This is a genomic window from Pseudomonas arcuscaelestis, from assembly GCF_016881005.1.
In the GTDB taxonomy this organism is placed as follows: Bacteria; Pseudomonadota; Gammaproteobacteria; order Pseudomonadales; family Pseudomonadaceae; genus Aquipseudomonas; species Aquipseudomonas arcuscaelestis.
Genome location: NZ_JACOPV010000007.1, coordinates 132343 through 151627, shown reverse-complemented (window position 1 = coordinate 151627; position 19285 = coordinate 132343). Strand labels below are relative to the sequence as shown.

Genomic DNA, 19285 nt, shown 5'->3' with positions numbered 1-19285 from the left:
GTGTACAAACTCGCCTTCTTCGTCCCGCCCAGCCATGTGGAAGTGGTCAAGGCCGCTGTGTTCGCCGCAGGCGGTGGACGCATCGGCGACTACGACTGCTGCGCCTGGCAGGTGTTGGGCCAGGGCCAGTTTCGCCCGTTGGACGGTAGTCAGCCGTTTATCGGGCATACGGGCGTGGTTGAACAGGTCGAAGAGTGGCGGGTAGAACTGGTGGTGGCCGACGAGCTGATTCAGTCGGTAATTGTTGCGCTCAAGCACAGCCATCCTTACCAGACACCGGCTTATGAGGTTTGGCAGCTCGCCAGCGTCTGAGGCTTTAAAAGCTTTATCGCGGGGCAAGCCCGCTCCTACCCGTTATGGTAGGAGCGGGCTTGCCCCGCGGTGCTTTTCAGCTACTCAATTGCTGGATTTGCTGATCAGGCTTGATGTCAGGACGGTGCTACGGTCATGGCCGTTGGTGCTGACCAGGCCAAGGTCGACGGCGTTTTCGCCTTTACCGCTGTTCGCCGAGCTGTAGTGCACGATCAAGCCGCTGATCAAATCCACAGGGGCATTTGAAGCGTTGACGTTTACTGCGCGACGATAGTCGCGACCATTCAGTGTCTCCTGGTTAATTGGACCATTCCCGAGTTCGACCTTGCCATTGGCTGCCTGTACCCGGGCACCTGAAAGCGCGGTTTCGCCACTGACCATCAAGGTTACGCCGTCACGGCCACTGAGCAGGCTTTGACTGGTCACGCTGTCACGCTGGCTATGTTCGATGTCGAGCTTGAATGTAGGCGACAGCTTCGGGTCGGCCTTCTGTACAAAAGGTCCAACCCGTTTTTCCACGTTACTGGCAAACGGCCCAGCCAAGGCGGTAGCGGCGTTGATGTAGCCTTGAGGGTTTTTCTCCTGGCTCAGTCGTGCGTCGGCATCCACCCTCAAGGTGTTGATACGGTCCTGGCGACTGGCAACGCGAAGATCACCGCCAATCTTGCCGTCTATACTTTCGGCCTCCATGCGCACACCTTCCAGGCGAGTGTCGGTCAGGCTGTTGAGGGTGATGTGTTTGGCCCGCCACTCGCTGTTTGCGTAAGTTAGGTTGTCGCGTCGATCAATGTTCACTTTCGCCCGGGCATACAACCCGAGAGTGGATAGCTCGGAGGTTGCGCCAGGTGCGCCGCTGACCCCGGCACCTGCGGTAATTTCCTGGTTGTTGCGCTGCTCGGTATTGCTGGCCGCTTCGATGAGTACGCCGCCATTGTTGGCGCTGATGTCCACTTCTGCTGCCGAGGCTTTTACACCTTGCAAATGCACGGCGTCGGCGTTTGCCCCGGCACTGCTTGCTGTCAATTTGCCTGTGGTCAACCATTGAGCTGCGCTGCTGCTGGTGCTGCGCTCTTCAGTGTGACCAATGCCCACGTGACCACCGACTCCGCCGCCCTTGCCGGCGGCAGTGCTGTTGCCCAACAGCTCAACGCCACCGCCTAACAACTTGCCTTGAGCGGCGTGGGAGTCTGTAGCGGCCTTGACTACCAGTGCATCGTTACCGTGCAAGCTGATACTTGCGACTTTGGCACTGTTGCTGCCTATGCGCGGCCCTGCCAATTCAAGTGCTCCACCTGCCTGCAACTGCACATCACCCTTGGCGTCTATCGTGGTAACTCGGGCCTGGCTATCGGTAGTGTCGAGTGTGGTGTGATCGAGGTAGCCTCGCAGCTCCAGGCTCGTGTCCAAGGGATTGTTGCCCCCCTTGGCCCAAGCGCTACCGTCGAGCTGTTTCAGCTGGCTTTGCTGAATGTCGTTGGCCTGCTCCAGGCTCAGGTTGCCATCAGCCAACAGTTTCAATGAGCCTTGGCCTGCGTCGAAGTGCGTACCTTCGTAGGCACCGTCGCTGCCCAGCTGAATCTGGATACCTGTGTGCCCATAGAGGCTACCGGGATTGGCCGTCTGCTTGAGTTGGTCATTTTGCACAGAGCCGCCCTTGCCCGAAAGACGCAGGTTGATATCGCTGCCTGTGCTGGTATCGGCGCGTACAGCGGTTTCGACATCCAGGCGTCGGACACTGTTCGCGCTGCTGTTCTGGGCGGCGGCAAAGCGATGGTTCTGTGCCTGAATAGACAGCGGCCCCTGCTCGGCGCGGTACTGAGTGCCGGTATCCTTGATTGTGTCGGCTTTGATATCTATGCTGCCAGCGCTCAGCTGGGCGACCTGGGCAGTGGTGGTTTGGCTGATCTCCTCACGGTTCAGATGCTTGAACTCAAGTTCAGCGCCTATTGCCGGAGGCGCCAGGGCGTCTTCGACTGATGCCTGCTGGAATCGACTGGCTTCTTCGCCCTTGATCAGACTCTCGATAGGACGGGTCAGGCCTCGGTAGGCAACACTGGCACCCAGGCTTGCCTGCCAGTTCTGTTCGGTCTTGCTGGAGGTCTGAATGTTATCTACTGCACGGTTTTCCAAGGTGCCGGTGTTCAGTACCAGCGCTTGACCTGCCGTCACCCTCGCGCCCTCGTTGACCATTGTGCCGGTTGCCACATGCAAATCTTTACTGCTTTGCAGGCTGCTTAGCTGCGCCTGGCTCGAATGCTCCTCGAGGCCCTTTTGCTGCTGATAACCGTCAAACGCGCTACCCAGTTTGTCGATACCGCCGCTGACAGAGAGGCCTCCACCGTCCTCCTGATTACTGGTCTTTTGAGACTGCTCATCATGCGCTGCTACAAGGTTGATGTTCTGCGCATCGACCTGCAGGTCCCCAGCGGTTGCACCGATGCTTGAGCCCTTGATGTTAACGTCGCTTTTGCCGTTGATTTTCACCTGTGCGCCGGTAAGGGAGCTGGCAATCTGCTTTTTATCAGCTCGAGTGCTTTCGCTTGTGCTGACGTTGTAGCCTACCGAGGCGTTGTATTGATGAGAGTCGGGTTTACCGTCGGCGGCGTCCTGGGTCTGGCTGGCACTGGCAGTGAAACCTTTGCTTTGCTGGCGGACGCTCAGGCTCTGCGATTGTTCTGCGGTGCCAATGGTGATGTCCTTTTTAGCCTGAAGCTGTAATTGCTGTCCGGCATCGACTTTGGCCCCATGTATCCGCAGTTCATCGGCGCTGGCCAGGCGCAGGTTACTTTGCGACGCCACGTCACTGGTCAGTACGTCCTTGCGTTGCTCTTGCTGTTCGCTCTGTTCTTTGATCAACCCGAACAGCTTGCTGTTGCTTGCACGCTGATTGAGGGAAGACTGGCTTTGTGCTGCATCGACTGTCAGCAATCCTTTCTCGCTGAGTACCAGCGCGTCGCCCCGACTGTTCACCTTGGAGCCTTTGATCTGCACCTGGTCCGCAGCCACGGTTAACGTGCCCCCGGCGTGAATGGAACTGCCGCTGGCGGTTTGGCCGTCGCCGTCGGATTGGTCGTTGGTGCCGAAGAAGGTGCCCGAAGCCAGGTCTCCTCGATAACCTTTGGCATGCTTGCTGTTGTTCAGGGTAATTTCGGCAACCTCCAGGCTGCCAGCTTTGACGTTGGTGTCACCTTTGCTGGAAAGGGTACTGCCAAGCACCTGGGTAGGTCCTGCCGATATCAAGGAAATCTGCTGGCCGGAAAGCTCGCTGGGCTTGGCACTCTCCTGATGCTGACGGGTGTTCTGATCTGCGCGCCAAAGATGTTTGCGATGATGAACCTGTTCGTCGATCTGCTGGCTGTCGGTTGCGGCACTGATGTTCAGCGCGCCACCCGCGTTTGCGCCCAGCTCACCTTCGGCCTGCACTGTGGCGGCAACCAGACTGATATCTTTTCCGGCTTGCAGGTCAATGTTTTCACTGGCCTGCAATTGACTGCCGAGATACTTGCGCTCGGTACGGGTGCTTTCTCGGTTGTAGGTTTCGGTAGGAACGAACCACCACTTTTTTTCCCGGTTTTCGTGCTCACGGTTCTTCGTTTCGCGCACGCGCGTGTCGAGGCTCAGGTTGGTTCCCGCCTTGGCAAGAATCTGCTGCCCTTTGACTTCAACGGCGGACAAGCTGAGGTTATCTGCGGCATTCAGCGTTACCGCGCCATGCTCGGTGTTGAACACGCTGCGCTTGTTTTCCGAGCCGCTGATTTCCAGGGGGCCCTGGGATTGAATGCTTATACCGTTGCGAGCTAGCAGGTTGTTGTCAGCCATCCGTACGCCGGCGCCTTCTGCGGTGCTGAGAATTCTGATTCGCCCTGCCTGCATTGCCCCGAACACGCTGGCATCAACGCTCGAGGTTGGCGCCGCACGATGATCGATTACCTGTTGGTCCGTGCTGCGGACAAGATTCCGGCCCACGGTAAGGTTCAGGTCGTCGCGAGCCACAAGTGAGCCCTGGCTGTCGATGCGTGGTGCAATCAGGTCGAGAGCACCTTCTAGGTTGCTCTGGCCACTTCCAAGCACTCGCAGGCTGCCGGTGGCATTGCGGGTATCGAGGTTCTTGATGCTTTGCCCATCGATCTCGGGGCTGCCGACCAGAAACCCGGCGCGAGTGGTATTGATAAACGTGCCGCCATTGAGCGTGATGCCATTGGGGTTGGCCAGTATGTAGTCTGCGCGGCTGCCGAAAATCTCCTGTGGGCCCTCGATGCGCGAGGCGTTGCGGCTGATGACTTCGTTGAGGATGGTCGAGGCGGCCTGGCCTTGAAATTGCGGGTTGGCAGCCAAGGCCCCGGCCAGTTGCGATTGTCCGGCGTGTATTGCGTTGTTGAGCACTAGGCCCGGTGCGTTGACGTTGTAGTCGAGAAATTGATTGTGTGAGAGGCCGCCGGCGTTGGGCGCAACAATGTTGATAACTGGCACGCCATGCTGGTTATTAATCAGCGGTGTGCCGCCAGCACCTGCGGCGGCTTGCAGGCCATTCTCGGCCACGCTGACATAGGGAATAAGCAGGCACAGGGCAATCATCCAGCGCAGGTGATTAGGGCTGATTCGCTCGAATGTTTGGGCGGGTGTTCGGGTTTGTCTGGACATCGTGGTCTCTCTTTTTTTTTGTGGTGGAAGTCAGATGTTCACTACCCACTCCAGCAGCCAGTAGCCCTTTTCCAGCGCTGCGCGGGGAGCAACGCTGGCATAGATGGCATGCTGGTAGTCGAGCTTGAGTTGGCTGTCGGGCAGGCTCAGCTCCAGGCCGGCATGCGCGCCGGCCAGACGTTGTGCAGCAGTGCCGTGGCTGAACTTGCTCCAACCCAGATCCACACCCAGTTGTGGGTGCAGCACGAGGGCCTGGGGCAGGTCCAGGGCGAGCGGCTGGCTTAGGGTGTTGCGCCAGACGGCGCCATTGGCACCGGCGACCACCTGCTGGCGAAAGCCGCGTACAGCAGTGGTATCACTCAACTGCTGTTGTTCGACGGCAGGGAGCACGTCGGGGCTGTACTGCAGGTTCAAGTCACTTTGCCAACGCCAGGGCCAATTCGGATTGCGACCTTGGCGCAGATGCATGAAGTTGGCGCGGTACTTTCTAAAACGCGGCTCAGGCGCATTGTTGCGCAGTGCTTCACGATCGGCGCCAAACCAGTCCAGGCCCTGACTCACCCCCAGGTATGCGCTCCATAGACCGTCACCGAGCCATAGTAGATTCAGACCTGCCTCGGTTGTGGTGAGTGTTGGGCTTTGTAGTGACAGGCGCTGTTTGCCCAGACGATTTTCCAGGCGTTTTTGCTCCATGCGCACACTGGCACTGAGCAGGCCCTGCTGATTGCGCCACAGCGTGCGCTCCAGGCCCAGGCCGTAGAAGTCGCTTTGGCCGCTGCTGTGCAGGCGTCGGGCCGGAAGCTGCGCCTGATACTGCAGTTGGTTGAAGTTCATGGCGTAGGTCCAAGCGCCGTACGGAATGCTGTAGTACACGCCATACCCGCGGCTGTAGCTTGAACCTGACGGAAGTGTGGAGTTGGCCGATATCTGCACGAAGTCATTGAGCTGCAGGGGACTGTCCAGGCTCAAGTTGACTCCCAGCCGCTCGCGTCCGGTTTGTTCGCTGCCGCGATTGTCGAAGCTGCCGCCAAGATGCCAGCGCCGCTTGATTTGCCTGGGAACCACCACGACCCGGCTTGCGCCTTGGCGACTGCCCGGAAGAATGTCGGCACCCAGTTCGAATGCCTTCAACCGATTCAACTGGTCCATGCCTTGTTCCAGCTCGGTCAGGCGCAAGGGCTTTCCCAGTAATGAAGGAAATGCACTATTCAATGACAGGGGCAAGGCAGGGTCAGCCAGTTCGATCGACTCGACATAGCCTTCGACAATCACGATATCCAGTGTGCCACCGGCGACCAGAGGCGCCGCCAGGTAGGGCCGGCTGGCCAAGTAACCGGCCTGGAGGTACTGCTGGGTAATGGCTTTGAGGAGCTGATTGATTTGAGCCGGGCTCATGCACGGCAGGATCAGCTGTGTAAGCGCGTCACTGAGTTGGGCCGATGACAGTTGCTGGTTGCCCGCCAGGCGCACGCCCTGCAATGGCCAGCACGCACCTGTATCTGCAGGGGCAGGTTGCTTGTCGATTTCGGTGGATGCTTCGTCCGCGCGTTGCAACGTGCGCAGGCGTTGGCGTTGTTCCAGTTGCTCGCGCTGCTGGCGCTGGTCCTGCAGTTGTTGCACCGCTGGATGGCTTTCGGATGCAGTCGACGGGCCGGTCCACAGCAAAAGGCCCAGGGCAAGAGCAGGCAGTTGCCCGGGGCGCAGACATGAGCCGGCAGATTTGCAGGCATAAGGCATAAGGTGGCGTCCAGGGCGTTGGGTGCTGAAAACACCCGCGTTAATCCGATTGCACGGATTTTATGGACGCTACTATTCGTTTGGATGCGATACCGGGCCGATAGCCTTGTAGGGCGGGAGTTGGAATTGCGTAGGGTGTTTCCGGCGCGATGCGCCGGAGAAAAGAATTGGCGAGTGCTCAGGGACGAATTTCGATCATCGTGCCGTCTGGCACCAAGCTCCAGACCTCGCGCATGTCGCTGTTGGTCATGGCGATGCAGCCTTCGGTCCAGTCCAGGGTATGGAAGACTTCTTCTGGATACTCTTCGTCCAGCGGAGTGCCATGGATCATGATCATTCCGCCAGGCGGCACGCCTTCGCGCCGCGCACGCGCCGAATCGCTGATGTTCGGATAGGACACATGCATGGCCAGGTTGTAGCGGTCGCTGACTTTGCGCCAATCAATCCAGTAAAAGCCTTCAGGGGTTCGCTTGTCGCCTTCGCGCTGTTTGGCGCCCTTGGGCTGTTTGCCCAGGGAGATGCGATAGGTTTTCATTGGGGCCCCGGCGCTGATCAGTTGCAGGCGCCGCTCGGATTTCAGCACCAGGATCTTATCGATCGCCGTGGACTGCTGGGGCTTGAGTTGCAGAGGCGACGGCGCGACCTTCTCAATTGGCTTGGTGACAATGGTTTCGGTAAACGCTGCCTGGGACACCGAAGCCACACTGAGGCAGAAAAGGGCAAGCAACCAGCGCATGAAACGATATCCCTGAAAACTAGGTGTTGAGTGACGGAACGAGCAATGGCGGCAAATATTCGTTGCCAATCGGGTAGTGCTGCTCGATACGGTCGCGATAGTAGCATTCTAGGGTACGACTGACGGTCCTGAAAGCCAGCTCGTCCCACGGGATCTCACTTTCATCGAAAAGTCTCACTTCCAGGCTTTCGACGCCGACGGCGAAGTCCCGGTCGGCAAGCTCGGCGCGAAAAAATACATGGACCTGGTTGATGTGCGGTAGATCGAATAATTGGTAGAGGGTCATCTGCCCGACCCGGGCACAGGCTTCCTCGATGGTTTCGCGACGGGCGGCCTGTTCCAGGGTTTCGCCGTTCTCCATAAAGCCGGCCGGCAGTGTCCAATAGCCGCGCCGTGGTTCGATGGCTCGGCGACACAACAACACCTGCTGGCCCAAGGTCGGGAGCACCCCGGCGACAATATTGGGATTCTGGTAGTGGACAGTGTGACAGTGGTCGCAGACGTAACGCAGGCGAGTGTCACCTTCGGGAATACGCTGAATTACCGGATTGGCGCACGCACTGCAGAATTTCATGCTTTTATTCCTATAGGTTGTGCTTATCTTGGCGCGACTTTCATCGCCGCTGCAAGCCGGTTCACCGCAGGGCTTGGGCGGCTCGCGGCTTTGGTGCATCATGCTGACCAAGCTTTGGAATCGAGAGAGAGCAATGCTGGACGAGCTACTTCGCCGCGTGAGCAGTCATACGCCGGGCACCCTGGAAACCGATCATCGTTTTCCCGAGGCTGCTGTGTTATTGCCCATTACCCGCAGCGAAGCGCCTGAATTGGTACTTACGTTACGTGCCAAGGGTTTGTCGACTCATGGCGGCGAGGTCGCCTTTCCGGGCGGTCGGCGTGACCCTGAAGACCCCGATCTGGTGTTCACCGCCTTGCGCGAAGCCGAAGAGGAAATCGGCCTGCCGCCAGGTCTGGTGGAAATTATCGGTCCTTTGAGTCCGCTGATTTCACTGCATGGGCTGAAGGTAACACCGTTCGTCGGCTTGATTCCCGACTTCGTCGAATACCGGGCCAACGATGCTGAAATTGCCGCAGTGTTCACCGTGCCCCTGGAGTTTTTCCGCCAAGACCCCCGGGACCACACTCATCGCATCGATTACCAGGGGCGCAGTTGGTATGTGCCCAGTTATCGCTTTGGCGAGTACAAAATCTGGGGACTGTCGGCGATCATGATCGTCGAGCTGGTCAACTTGCTTTACGATGCACAGATCAATCTGCACCACCCGCCTGAGCGCTTCATTCCAATTTGAGCGGGCCCACCCGCCGACATTGTCGCACCGTGAGGAACCACGCATGAAATATCGTTTGGGCGACCTTGAGGTCGAAACCCATCCACGCAGCTGGGCGGCGCCAACCGCGACGCTGATTGGCAAAGTGCGACTGCAGGCGGGGGCCAGTGTCTGGTTCGGCGCAGTGCTGCGCGGTGATAACGAACTGATCGATATTGGCGAGAACAGTAACGTCCAGGATGGCACAGTGATGCATACCGACATGGGCTCGCCGCTCACCTTGGGCAAAGGCGTGACTGTCGGTCACAACGCCATGCTGCATGGCTGCAGCGTCGGTGACTACAGCCTGATCGGTATCAATGCGGTCATCCTCAATGGTGCGCGTATCGGCAAATATTGCATTATTGGCGCCAATGCGCTGATTCCGGAGGGCAAGGAGATTCCTGACGGATCATTGGTGATGGGCTCTCCCGGCAAGGTGGTGCGCGAGCTGACTGAGTCACAGAAGAAAATGCTCGAGGCAAGCGCCGCGCATTATGTGCATAACGCCGAGCGTTATGCCCGTGACCTGGCCCCGCAGGAGGATTGATGAGCAGTAGTGAACGCCCGGTCGCGTCGCCCTGCGTGCATATCTGCGCCCTGGACGAGGCCGACATCTGCACAGGCTGCCAGCGCAGCGCTGCAGAAATTACCCGTTGGGGACGGATGGACAACATCGAGCGTCGGCAGGTGCTCAAGTTGTGTCACGAGCGGGCAGTGGCGGCGGGAGTGATGCTCAGCGTCGGTAGCGTCACGTGCTGAACTGGCACTTGGCCGCAAGCAGCCGCTCCAGTACCCTGTAGGGCTTGTCCAGCGGTCTATTCCATGCCTTTTTTGATTGCCTACATCAGCAGCGTCGTGCTGATCAACTACGCCTTCTCCAGCGCCCCGCATCTGGACGTCATCTGGTCTGCCTGGGGCGGGCTGGTGTTCATCCTGCGGGACATGGTGCAAACCCGTTACGGTCATGGCGCTTTGTTGGCCATGCTGGTGGCGCTGGTGCTGTCCTATGTGACCTCCGAGCCTGCCATTGCCTTGGCCAGTGCGACCGCTTTCGCCGTCTCCGAGCTTATCGACTGGCTGGTTTTCAGTGTTACCAAGCGGCCTTTGCACGACCGCTTGTGGTTGAGCTCGGCGCTGAGTATTCCCATCGACACCTTGATCTTTTTCGGCATGATCGGCGCCTTGACGCCGGCGGTGGTCGGTACCGCACTGGCTTCAAAATTTGCCGGTGTGACGGCAGTCTGGCTGATCATGGCCTGGCGCCTGCGCAAGCGTGCCATCGTTGGCTGAGGCCATGCGCCGCAGTTCATGTAAAATGGCGCTCCTTTTCACTGGCCTGCGCCGCTTGGGGCAGCCCGGGATTCCTTCCCTCTGAGGACCTGAAATGACTCGTATCGGAACCCCATTGTCGCCGACAGCGACCCGCGTACTGCTTTGTGGCTGTGGCGAGCTGGGCAAGGAAGTCGTGATCGAGCTGCAACGCCTGGGCGTTGAAGTGATTGCCGTGGACCGTTACGCCAATGCACCTGCCATGCAAGTGGCCCATCGCAGCCATGTAGTCAATATGCTCGATGGCGCGGCCCTGCGAGCAGTGATCGAGGCCGAGAAGCCGCACTACATCGTGCCGGAAATCGAAGCCATCGCCACCGCGACGCTGGTCGAGCTGGAAAACGAAGGTTTCACCGTGGTGCCCACCGCCCGTGCCACCCAGTTGACCATGAACCGTGAAGGCATTCGTCGCCTGGCTGCTGAAGAGCTGGATCTGCCGACCTCGCCTTATCATTTTGCCGATACCTTCGAAGACTATCGCAACGCGGTCCAAGACCTGGGCTTCCCGTGTGTGGTCAAGCCGGTAATGAGTTCATCGGGCAAAGGCCAGAGCTTGCTGCGCAGTGCCGACGATGTGCAAAAAGCCTGGGACTATGCTCAAGAGGGTGGTCGCGCCGGCAAGGGGCGAGTGATCATTGAAGGCTTCATCGACTTCGATTACGAAATTACCCTGCTGACTGTGCGCCACGTCGGCGGCACCACGTTCTGTGCACCGGTGGGCCACCGTCAGGAGAAGGGCGATTACCAGGAGTCCTGGCAGCCGCAGGCCATGAGCCCGGTGGCGTTGGCCGAATCCGAGCGCGTAGCCAGGGCTGTTACTGAGGCATTAGGCGGTCGGGGTCTGTTCGGTGTGGAGCTGTTCATCAAAGGTGATCAGGTGTGGTTCAGCGAAGTATCTCCGCGTCCGCACGATACCGGCCTTGTGACCCTGATCTCCCAGGACCTGTCGCAATTCGCCTTGCATGCACGCGCCATTCTGGGCCTGCCGATTCCACTGATTCGTCAGTTTGGCCCATCGGCATCTGCGGTTATCCTGGTGGAAGGGCAATCGCAACAGACCTCGTTCGCCAACCTCGGCGCAGCCCTGAGCGAACCGGATACTGCCATTCGTCTGTTCGGCAAGCCTGAGGTCAATGGCCAGCGTCGCATGGGTGTGTGCCTGGCCCGTGACGAATCGATCGACGCCGCCCGAGCCAAAGCCACACGCGCCTCTCAAGCGGTCAGCGTCGAGTTTTAAACGCCGCAAGTGCTCAGTTTGCAAGCTGCAAGTACGATCACTTGCAGCTTGCAGCTCCAGCCTTCAGAGCTCTGAGTGCCGGGTTTCTTTCAGGCACAGGACGGCTATCAGACTTAATACAGCCGCTGCCGAGACATACCCGCCAACCCAGCTCAATCCACCCATCGTTACCAGTTTCTGGGCGAAGAACGGTGCTGCCGAAGCACCGACAATCCCGCCCAGGTTATAGGCTGCCGAGGCGCCGGTATAACGCACATGGGTCGGGAACAGTTCAGGCAGCAACGCGCCCATCGGGGCAAATGTCACGCCCATCAGAAACAGCTCGATGGCCAGGAACAGCGCCACCCCGGCAGTTGAGCCCGAGGTCAGCAACGGCTGCATGGTAAAGCCCGAAAGAATCGCCAGTATTGCGCCGATGATCAGCACCGGCTTGCGCCCGTATTTGTCGCTCAACCAGGCCGACAGTGGCGTGGCCAGGGCCATGAACAGCACTGCGAAGCACAGCAGGCCGAGGAAGGTTTCGCGACTGTAGCCCAAGGTGGACACGCCATAACTGAGCGAGAACACCGTGGATATGTAGAACAGGGCGTAACACACCACCATCGCCGAGGCGCCGAGTAGAACCGGCATCCAGTAGTTGGAGAAAAGTTCGACCACGGGCATTTTCACGCGCTCGTGACGGGCAATGGCTTTGGCGAACACCGGGGTTTCTTCAAGCTTGAGTCGTACATACAGGCCAACAATGACCAGCGCTGCGCTGAGCAGGAACGGGATGCGCCAACCCCAGCTGCGAAACTGCTCGTCGGTCAGCGTCATGGCCAGGGTCAGGAACAGGCCGTTGGCGGCCAGAAAGCCGATTGAAGGCCCAAGCTGGGGGAACATGCCAAACCAGGCACGCTTGCCTTTAGGGGCGTTTTCGGTGGCCAGTAGCGCTGCGCCGCCCCATTCACCGCCCAGCCCTAAGCCCTGACCAAAACGCAGTACGCATAACAGGATCGGTGCCCAGGCCCCGATGCTGTCGTAGCCTGGCAGTACACCGATCAGGGTGGTGCACACCCCCATGAGCAGCAACGATGCCACCAAGGTGGATTTACGCCCGATACGATCACCGAAGTGGCCAAACAGGGCAGAACCCAGGGGGCGGGCAAGGAAGGCAATGCCGAAGGTCAGAAAAGCCGAAAGCATCTGGGCGGTGCCAGAGGTCTGCGGAAAGAACACCGGTCCAATCACCAGGGCGGCGGCAGTGGCATAGACATAAAAGTCGTAGAACTCGATGGCGGTACCGATGAAGCTGGCGGTTGCCACTCTCGCTGGCGAATTGCCGGGGCTGGCCTGGGCCGTTTCGGAGTAGGTGCTGCTGGTTGTCATGCGATTATCCCTGACAGTCGAGTGCTCCATGGGCGCGTTTGCCGACCTGCACGGGAAGGTGTCAGCGGGCAGGCGCCGAAGCATATTGTTGTTGGTCGCGTGACTGAGCATAAGCCCGTTGGGGATAGGGGCGGCGCAGGCAATCTTCGGGGGTGTGAAGCAGTGCCGGAAAAACGCGCGGTATTCAGTGATGCGGGCTGGTCGGGAGACGCTGGGTGCGGGTAGCAAGCGAGACGGCCAGGCTGGGTAAGCGTTGGCCGAGTATAGCTAGCGAGTTACCGTCCAGACCAGTATGCGACTGGCACAATTGTCTTCTGTTTCGAGAATTTCCAGCCGGTAACGACCAATTTTCAGGCATACCGCGCTGGCTGGGATACTTTCCAGGGCTTCGGTAACCAGGCCGTTGAGCGTCTTCGGGCCATCGCTGGGCAGGTGCCAGCCCAGGCTGCGGTTCAGCTCGCGGATCGACACCGTTCCTTCGATGACGAAGCGACCATCGGCTTGAGGATGAATGTGCGGGTTGTCCAGGCTGTGTTCGTCTTCGAATTCGCCGACGATTTCTTCGAGAATGTCTTCCAGGGTAACGATGCCCAACACTTCGCCGTATTCATCGACCACTACGCCGAGGCGACGTTGTTGCTTGTGAAAATTGAGCAGCTGCAGTTGCAGGGGCGTACTTTCAGGCACGAAGTAGGGATCGTAGCAAGCCGCCTGCAGGGCTTCACGGGTCAATTCGGCCTTGGGCAGCAAGTGGCTGATCAGCTTGGTGTTGAGTATGGCTTCAACTTGGTTGATGTCGCTGTGATAGACCGGCAGGCGCGTGTGACGACTGATGATCAACTGTTCGATGATCTGCTCGATCGAGTCGTCGAGATTGATGCCGTCGACATCATTGCGCGGTACCAGAATGTCGTTGACGGTGATTTTGTCCAGGGCCAGCAGGCTGTCGGGAAGATTGAGGCGGTAGTCGGCATGCAGGTGTTCTTCTGCATCTGTATCGTAGCTGTCCTGGTCGTGCAGGGTTACCGCGGGGGGCTGAACCCGAAACGGACGCAGCAGTACTCGCGCACAGCCATCGAGCAGCCAGGCCAGGGGCTGGAGTATCTTCAGTGGCGCTTTAAGCAGGCTGTTGCCCAAGGTAATGAACGTTTGTGGATTGCGCCGCGCCAATTGCCGTGGCAGGTATTCGGCCAGGACCAGTACAAGGGCAGCGCCTGCCAGGCCGCTAAGCCAGAAACCTTGTTCGCCGCTATAGCGTTGGCCCAGCAGGCAGGCCAGGGCCAGGACCAGCAACTTGCCCAGGGTTGAGCAAAGCACTAGCGATTGGGGGGCGACAGCCAGGTTCGGATGTTCGTCCGTCAGGCCGTTGCGTCGCGCGCTGTTGAGTTGCTGCTGGGCGGCGTCCACCGCAGTGAATATTGCCGACCAGAGCAGTGCCAGGGCCAGAATGCCAAGCAAGGGTCCTAACGGCAGTTCGTCCATTTACCTGTGCCTGTCAGATATGCAGGATGAATTCACGCACCAGCTTGCTCCCGAAGTAGGCAAGCATCAGCAGGCAGAAACCGGCCAGGGTCCAGCGGATTGCCTTGTGGCCACGCCAGCCTAGGCGGGTGCGGCCCCAAAGCAATACGCTGAAGACTATCCAGGCCAGGCATGCCAACAGAGTCTTGTGTACCAGGTGTTGGGCAAACAGGTTGTCGAGGAACAGCCAGCCGGATATCAGCGATAGCGACAGCAGGCCCCAGCCGGTCCAGAGAAAGCCAAATAGCAGGCTTTCCATGGTCTGCAGCGGTGGGAAGTTGCGGATCAGGCCGGAAGGGTGCTTGTGCTTGAGCTGGTGGTCTTGTACCAGCAGCAGCAAGGACTGGAACACGGCGATGGTAAACAGCCCGTATGCCAGTATCGACAGCAATATATGCGCGAGGATGCCGGTCTCTTCGTTGATCAGCGGTACCGTTCCCGACGGTGCGAACTGGGCCATCAGCGCCGTCGCCATGCCGAGTGGAAACAGCAGCACTAAAAGGTTTTCCACCGGGATGCGCAGGCAGGCAAGCAGCGTGAGGGTGATCACGGCCATTGCGATCAGGCTGGCAGCACTGAAGAAGTCCAGGCTCAGCCCAAGGGGCGTGAGCAACTGCCAGAACAGCGCGGTGCCCTGGGAGATGACCGCAAGCGCGCCAAGCAGGCCGAGCAGGCGTTTGTCGGCCTTGGCACCTTGCGCCAGACGGGAGCCTTGATAGAAGGTCGCGGCGGCATACAGGCAGGCGGCGATAAGATTGGGTAGCAAGCTGGGTGACAAGGGGAGCATAAGTCCTGTTAGGCAAGCCCGAAAAGAATTGAGTTTGGCATAGAACGCGCCTGCCAAGGAAGACTGTCAGCCGACGGCGAGGTGTGCGCTTGCCCGAGTCTTCGTTATAATCGCCGATCTGCCCCTGCCCAAGGCCCGTCGAATACGCCAGAGGCAGCTGATAAACCTCGGTTCTACAGAACCCGAAAGGATCACCATGTTTGAAAACCTGACCGACCGTCTGTCACAGACGTTGCGCCATGTCACTGGCAAGGCCAAGCTGACCGAAGACAACATCAAAGACACCCTGCGTGAAGTGCGCATGGCGTTGCTGGAGGCTGACGTCGCCCTGCCGGTGGTCAAGGATTTCGTCAACAAGATCAAGGAGCGTGCGGTCGGCACCGAGGTGTCGCGCAGCCTGACACCAGGCCAGGCGTTTGTGAAGATCGTTCAAGCCGAACTCGAAGGCTTGATGGGCGCCGCCAACGAAGATCTGACGCTCAATGCCGCACCTCCGGCCGTGGTGCTGATGGCGGGTTTGCAGGGCGCGGGTAAGACCACCACTGCCGGCAAGCTGGCGCGCTTCCTCAAGGAACGCAAGAAAAAGTCGGTAATGGTGGTGTCGGCCGACGTTTACCGTCCTGCTGCAATCAAGCAACTGGAAACCCTGGCAAACGATATCGGCGTTACCTTCTTCCCGTCCGATATCAGCCAGAAGCCGGTGGCTATCGCTGAAGCAGCTATTCGCGAAGCCAAGCTGAAATTCATCGACGTGGTGATCGTCGATACCGCAGGTCGCTTGCATATCGACGCCGAGATGATGGCCGAAATCAAGGACCTGCACGCTGCAGTCAAGCCGATCGAGACGCTGTTCGTCGTCGACGCCATGACCGGCCAGGATGCCGCCAACACCGCCAAGGCTTTTGGTGATGCGCTGCCGCTGACCGGTGTGATCCTGACCAAGGTCGATGGTGATGCCCGTGGCGGTGCCGCACTCTCGGTGCGTGCCATTACCGGCAAGCCGATCAAGTTCATCGGTATGGGTGAGAAGAGCGAAGCGCTCGAGCCGTTCCACCCGGACCGTATTGCCTCGCGCATCCTGGGTATGGGTGATGTGCTCAGCCTGATCGAACAGGCCGAGCAGACCCTCGACAAGGAAAAGGCCGACAAACTGGCCAAGAAGCTGAAGAAAGGTAAGGGCTTCGACCTCGAAGACTTCCGAGACCAGCTGCAACAAATGAAGAACATGGGCGGTCTCGGCGGCCTCATGGATAAACTGCCAAGTATCGGCGGGGTCAATCTGGCGCAAATGGGTAATGCCCAAGGCGCAGCCGAAAAGCAGTTCAAGCAGATGGAGGCGATCATCAACTCCATGACCCCGGCTGAGCGCCGCGACCCTGAACTGATCAGTGGTTCGCGCAAGCGCCGGATCGCCATGGGTTCCGGCACCCAGGTGCAGGACATTGGCCGCTTGATCAAGCAGCACAAGCAGATGCAGAAAATGATGAAGAAGTTTTCTGCCAAGGGCGGCATGGCGAAAATGATGCGCGGCCTGGGCGGTATGATGCCCGGCGGCGGCATGCCGAAGCTGTAACCTGATTCAGATTATCGGTGCATACCGCACCGACGATCGGAACCTGCCTCGGGTCGAGGTAAACATACTTGGCCCGTGCGGTAGGACACTGTTGCCTTATATAGAGGCAGCGTTATTCGCAGATCTACAGGCGGGCCTTTTTTCTTGAGCTAAAAAGGCATTTGCAAAAGTCCGTGTATTCCTTGAGAATATGCGGCCTTTCGGGCACCCGTGTGCCCGCTGTGCATTATGATTTGCAGCACCGACTACAGGAACGATGTTCAATGCTAACCATCCGTCTTGCCCGTGGTGGCTCTAAAAAGCGCCCATTCTACACCCTGACCGTGACCGACTCGCGTAACCCAGTTACCGGTTCGCACATCGAGCAGGTTGGTTTCTTCAACCCTATCGCTCGTGGCCAGGAAGTTCGTCTGTCCGTTAAGCAAGACCGCGTTGCTCACTGGTTGAGCGTTGGCGCACAGCCGTCTGAGCGCGTTGCTCAGCTGCTGAAGGACGCTGCCAAGGCTGCTGCCTGAGCAATATGAACGCGACGCCAGAAAGTGCTGACGATTTGATCGTTGTCGGCAAGATTTTTTCGGTTCACGGCGTTCGCGGCGAAGTGAAGGTTTATTCCTTTACTGATCCGATTGAAAACCTGTTGGGGTACCGCAACTGGACGCTTCGGCGCGAAGGCGTGGTGAAACAGGTCGAGCTGGTCAGTGGCCGTTCCACTCAAAAGGATCTGGTCGCCAAGCTCAAAGGCCTCGACGATCGTGATGAAGCGCGTCTTCTGAGCGGTTATGAGATTTGTATCTCGCGAAGCCTGCTGCCCAACCTGTCTAGCGACGAGTACTACTGGTACCAGTTGGTAGGCCTGAAAGTCATCAACCAAGACGAACAACTGTTCGGCAAGGTTGATCACCTGTTGGAGACCGGCGCGAATGATGTATTGGTGGTCAAGCCCTGCGCGGGCAGCCTGGATGATCGCGAGCGGTTGTTGCCCTATACAGAGCAATGCGTGCTGGCAATCGACCTGGATGCAGGCGAAATGAGGGTGGAATGGGACGCGGACTTCTAAGCAATGGCCAGCCTGCGCGTAGACGTCATCACGCTGTTTCCCGAGATGTTCTCGGCCATCAGTGAGTACGGCATTACCAGCCGAGCGGTAAAACAGGGGTTGCTGCAATTGACCTGCTGGAACCCGCGGGACTACACCACAGATCGTCACCATACGGTGGATGATCGGCCTTTTGGCGGTGGTCCAGGCATGGTGATGAAGATCAAGCCTCTGGAAGATGCCCTGGTGGATGCAAGGCAGGCAACCGGAGAGGCGGCAAAGGTCATTTACCTGAGCCCACAAGGCCGCAAGCTGACTCAGTCGGCGGTCAAGGACCTGGCGAAGCACGAATCGTTGATTCTGATAGCCGGTCGTTATGAAGGCATTGACGAGCGTTTTATTGATGCTCATGTCGATGAAGAGTGGTCGATTGGTGATTATGTGTTGTCCGGTGGTGAGCTGCCGGCGATGGTCCTGATTGATGCGGTTACGCGGCTGCTGCCCGGAGCTTTAGGGCATGCGGACTCGGCGGAGGAAGACTCCTTCACTGATGGTCTGCTTGATTGCCCGCACTACACCCGACCGGAGGTGTATGCGGATCAGCGTGTTCCCGACGTGTTGCTTAGTGGCAACCATGCACATATCCGGCGATGGCGTTTACAGCAGTCCCTTGGGCGGACCTATGAACGACGCGCCGATCTTCTGGAAAGTCGCTCACTTTCTGGAGAAGAGAAGAAGCTGCTGACGGAATATCTCCGTGAGCGGGACGATAGTTAACGTATCGATGGTAAATCCATTTGATTTACCTTAGGAGCACAGCATGACTAACAAAATCATCCTTGCACTCGAAGCAGAGCAGATGACCAAAGAGATCCCGACCTTTGCCCCGGGCGACACCATCGTCGTTCAGGTGAAAGTGAAGGAAGGCGATCGTTCGCGTCTGCAGGCTTTCGAAGGCGTTGTCATCGCCAAGCGTAACCGTGGTGTGAACAGTGCTTTCACTGTTCGTAAAATCTCCAACGGTGTTGGTGTTGAGCGTACTTTCCAGACCTACAGCCCGCAAATCGACAGCCTGGCCGTGAAACGTCGTGGTGACGTGCGTAAAGCCAAGCTGTACTACCTGCGCGACCTGTCCGGTAAAGCCGCTCGCATCAAGGAAAAACTGTCCTGATGACAGTTTGACCGGTGGCTGCGGCCACCATGCGAAAAAAGCAGCCTTCGGGCTGCTTTTTTGTTGTCTGTAATTTGTCCAAGATGTGAAGTTTATGAGTTCAAGAGAGCAGGAAATCGAACGCCGCACCGAACTGTCGGTAACCCGCGTTACCAAGGCGGTGTTTCCGTCCACCACAAACCACCACAACACCTTGTTCGGTGGTACCGCTTTGGCCTGGATGGATGAAGTATCGTTTATCGCTGCCACGCGTTTTTGCCGGTTGCCGCTGGTGACTGTGTCCACTGACCGAATCGACTTCAAGCACCCGATTGCCGCTGGTTCCATCGTTGAGTTGGTCGGGCGGGTAGCGACGGTGGGCAACACCAGCCTCAAGGTCGAGGTTGAAGTGTTTGTCGAAAGCATGAGCTGTGACAGTCGCGAGAAGGCGATCCATGGCCTGTTCAGCTTTGTTGCTATCGACGAAGACAAGCGTCCGGTGCCGGTGTTGCCGGGGTTCTGAACCCAGC

19 protein-coding genes are annotated in these 19285 nt (G+C 58.4%); 12 read left to right on the top strand and 7 right to left on the bottom strand.

What is annotated here, in order from left to right; genetic code table 11:
* On the top strand, positions 1-312 hold the full coding sequence (locus tag H8F21_RS12615) for a YqfO family protein (RefSeq protein ID WP_203584440.1): 312 nt from the start codon (positions 1-3) through the stop codon (positions 310-312).
* Positions 313-396: 84 nt separating this feature from the next.
* On the opposite strand, the gene H8F21_RS12610 is transcribed toward H8F21_RS12615, so the two are convergent.
* From H8F21_RS12610 to H8F21_RS12595, 4 genes are all read right to left on the bottom strand, one after another.
* A complete protein-coding gene (locus H8F21_RS12610) occupies positions 397-4953 on the bottom strand; it encodes a hemagglutinin repeat-containing protein (protein WP_203584439.1) in 4557 nt (1518 codons plus the stop codon).
* A 30-nt stretch (positions 4954-4983) separates the two neighbouring features.
* A complete protein-coding gene (locus H8F21_RS12605; RefSeq protein WP_203584438.1) occupies positions 4984-6690 on the bottom strand; it encodes a ShlB/FhaC/HecB family hemolysin secretion/activation protein in 1707 nt (568 codons plus the stop codon).
* 178 nt (positions 6691-6868) lie between these two features.
* Positions 6869-7426: a L,D-transpeptidase family protein gene (locus tag H8F21_RS12600; RefSeq protein ID WP_203584437.1), complete on the bottom strand. Its 558-nt coding sequence runs from the start codon at positions 7424-7426 to the stop codon at positions 6869-6871.
* Between the two features lie 19 nt (positions 7427-7445).
* Positions 7446-8000: an NUDIX hydrolase gene (locus tag H8F21_RS12595; RefSeq protein ID WP_203476217.1), complete on the bottom strand. Its 555-nt coding sequence runs from the start codon at positions 7998-8000 to the stop codon at positions 7446-7448.
* Positions 8001-8133: 133 nt separating this feature from the next.
* Between H8F21_RS12595 and H8F21_RS12590 the strand changes: the two genes are divergently transcribed.
* From H8F21_RS12590 to purT, 5 genes are all read left to right on the top strand, one after another.
* The gene (locus H8F21_RS12590; protein ID WP_203476451.1) at positions 8134-8733 is read left to right on the top strand and encodes a CoA pyrophosphatase; all 600 of its coding nucleotides are present in this window, start codon (positions 8134-8136) and stop codon (positions 8731-8733) included.
* A 43-nt stretch (positions 8734-8776) separates the two neighbouring features.
* On the top strand, positions 8777-9301 hold the full coding sequence (locus tag H8F21_RS12585) for a gamma carbonic anhydrase family protein (protein WP_203476215.1): 525 nt from the start codon (positions 8777-8779) through the stop codon (positions 9299-9301).
* Positions 9301-9513 (top strand): DUF1289 domain-containing protein, encoded by a 213-nt coding sequence (locus H8F21_RS12580; protein WP_203476213.1) that lies wholly within the window; start codon positions 9301-9303, stop codon positions 9511-9513. Before H8F21_RS12585 ends, H8F21_RS12580 begins: the two co-directional genes overlap by 1 nt.
* A gap of 63 nt (positions 9514-9576) precedes the next feature.
* Complete coding sequence (locus H8F21_RS12575) at positions 9577-10044, top strand: VUT family protein (protein ID WP_203476211.1); 468 nt, start codon at positions 9577-9579, stop codon at positions 10042-10044.
* A gap of 94 nt (positions 10045-10138) precedes the next feature.
* On the top strand, positions 10139-11320 hold the full coding sequence (gene purT, locus H8F21_RS12570; protein WP_203584436.1) for a formate-dependent phosphoribosylglycinamide formyltransferase: 1182 nt from the start codon (positions 10139-10141) through the stop codon (positions 11318-11320).
* 63 nt (positions 11321-11383) lie between these two features.
* Here purT and H8F21_RS12565 read toward each other — a convergent pair whose 3' ends face one another.
* The 3 genes from H8F21_RS12565 to H8F21_RS12555 form a co-directional block, all read right to left on the bottom strand.
* Complete coding sequence (locus H8F21_RS12565) at positions 11384-12688, bottom strand: MFS transporter (protein ID WP_203476203.1); 1305 nt, start codon at positions 12686-12688, stop codon at positions 11384-11386.
* Positions 12689-12955: 267 nt separating this feature from the next.
* Positions 12956-14170 (bottom strand): transporter associated domain-containing protein, encoded by a 1215-nt coding sequence (locus tag H8F21_RS12560; RefSeq protein ID WP_203584435.1) that lies wholly within the window; start codon positions 14168-14170, stop codon positions 12956-12958.
* A 13-nt stretch (positions 14171-14183) separates the two neighbouring features.
* Positions 14184-14996: a cytochrome C assembly family protein gene (locus tag H8F21_RS12555; protein WP_203476195.1), complete on the bottom strand. Its 813-nt coding sequence runs from the start codon at positions 14994-14996 to the stop codon at positions 14184-14186.
* A gap of 196 nt (positions 14997-15192) precedes the next feature.
* On the opposite strand from H8F21_RS12555, the gene ffh reads away from it, so the two are divergent.
* The 6 genes from ffh to H8F21_RS12525 all read left to right on the top strand — a co-directional run bounded on the left by ffh (position 15193) and on the right by H8F21_RS12525 (position 19278).
* Positions 15193-16569 carry a signal recognition particle protein gene (gene ffh, locus H8F21_RS12550; protein ID WP_203542064.1) on the top strand — a complete coding sequence of 459 codons (1377 nt, stop codon included), beginning with the start codon at positions 15193-15195 and terminating at the stop codon, positions 16567-16569.
* Positions 16570-16832: 263 nt separating this feature from the next.
* Positions 16833-17084 (top strand): 30S ribosomal protein S16, encoded by a 252-nt coding sequence (rpsP, locus tag H8F21_RS12545; protein WP_136477891.1) that lies wholly within the window; start codon positions 16833-16835, stop codon positions 17082-17084.
* Between the two features lie 5 nt (positions 17085-17089).
* Positions 17090-17626, top strand: coding sequence for a ribosome maturation factor RimM (gene rimM / locus H8F21_RS12540; protein WP_136477890.1), 537 nt, complete (start codon positions 17090-17092; stop codon positions 17624-17626).
* A gap of 3 nt (positions 17627-17629) precedes the next feature.
* Positions 17630-18382 carry a tRNA (guanosine(37)-N1)-methyltransferase TrmD gene (trmD, locus tag H8F21_RS12535; RefSeq protein WP_136477889.1) on the top strand — a complete coding sequence of 251 codons (753 nt, stop codon included), beginning with the start codon at positions 17630-17632 and terminating at the stop codon, positions 18380-18382.
* Positions 18383-18425: 43 nt separating this feature from the next.
* Entirely contained in the window at positions 18426-18776 is a 351-nt protein-coding gene (gene rplS, locus H8F21_RS12530; protein WP_038996821.1) for a 50S ribosomal protein L19, read from the top strand.
* 94 nt (positions 18777-18870) lie between these two features.
* Positions 18871-19278 (top strand): acyl-CoA thioesterase, encoded by a 408-nt coding sequence (locus H8F21_RS12525; protein ID WP_136477888.1) that lies wholly within the window; start codon positions 18871-18873, stop codon positions 19276-19278.
* Positions 19279-19285 lie beyond the last annotated feature (7 nt).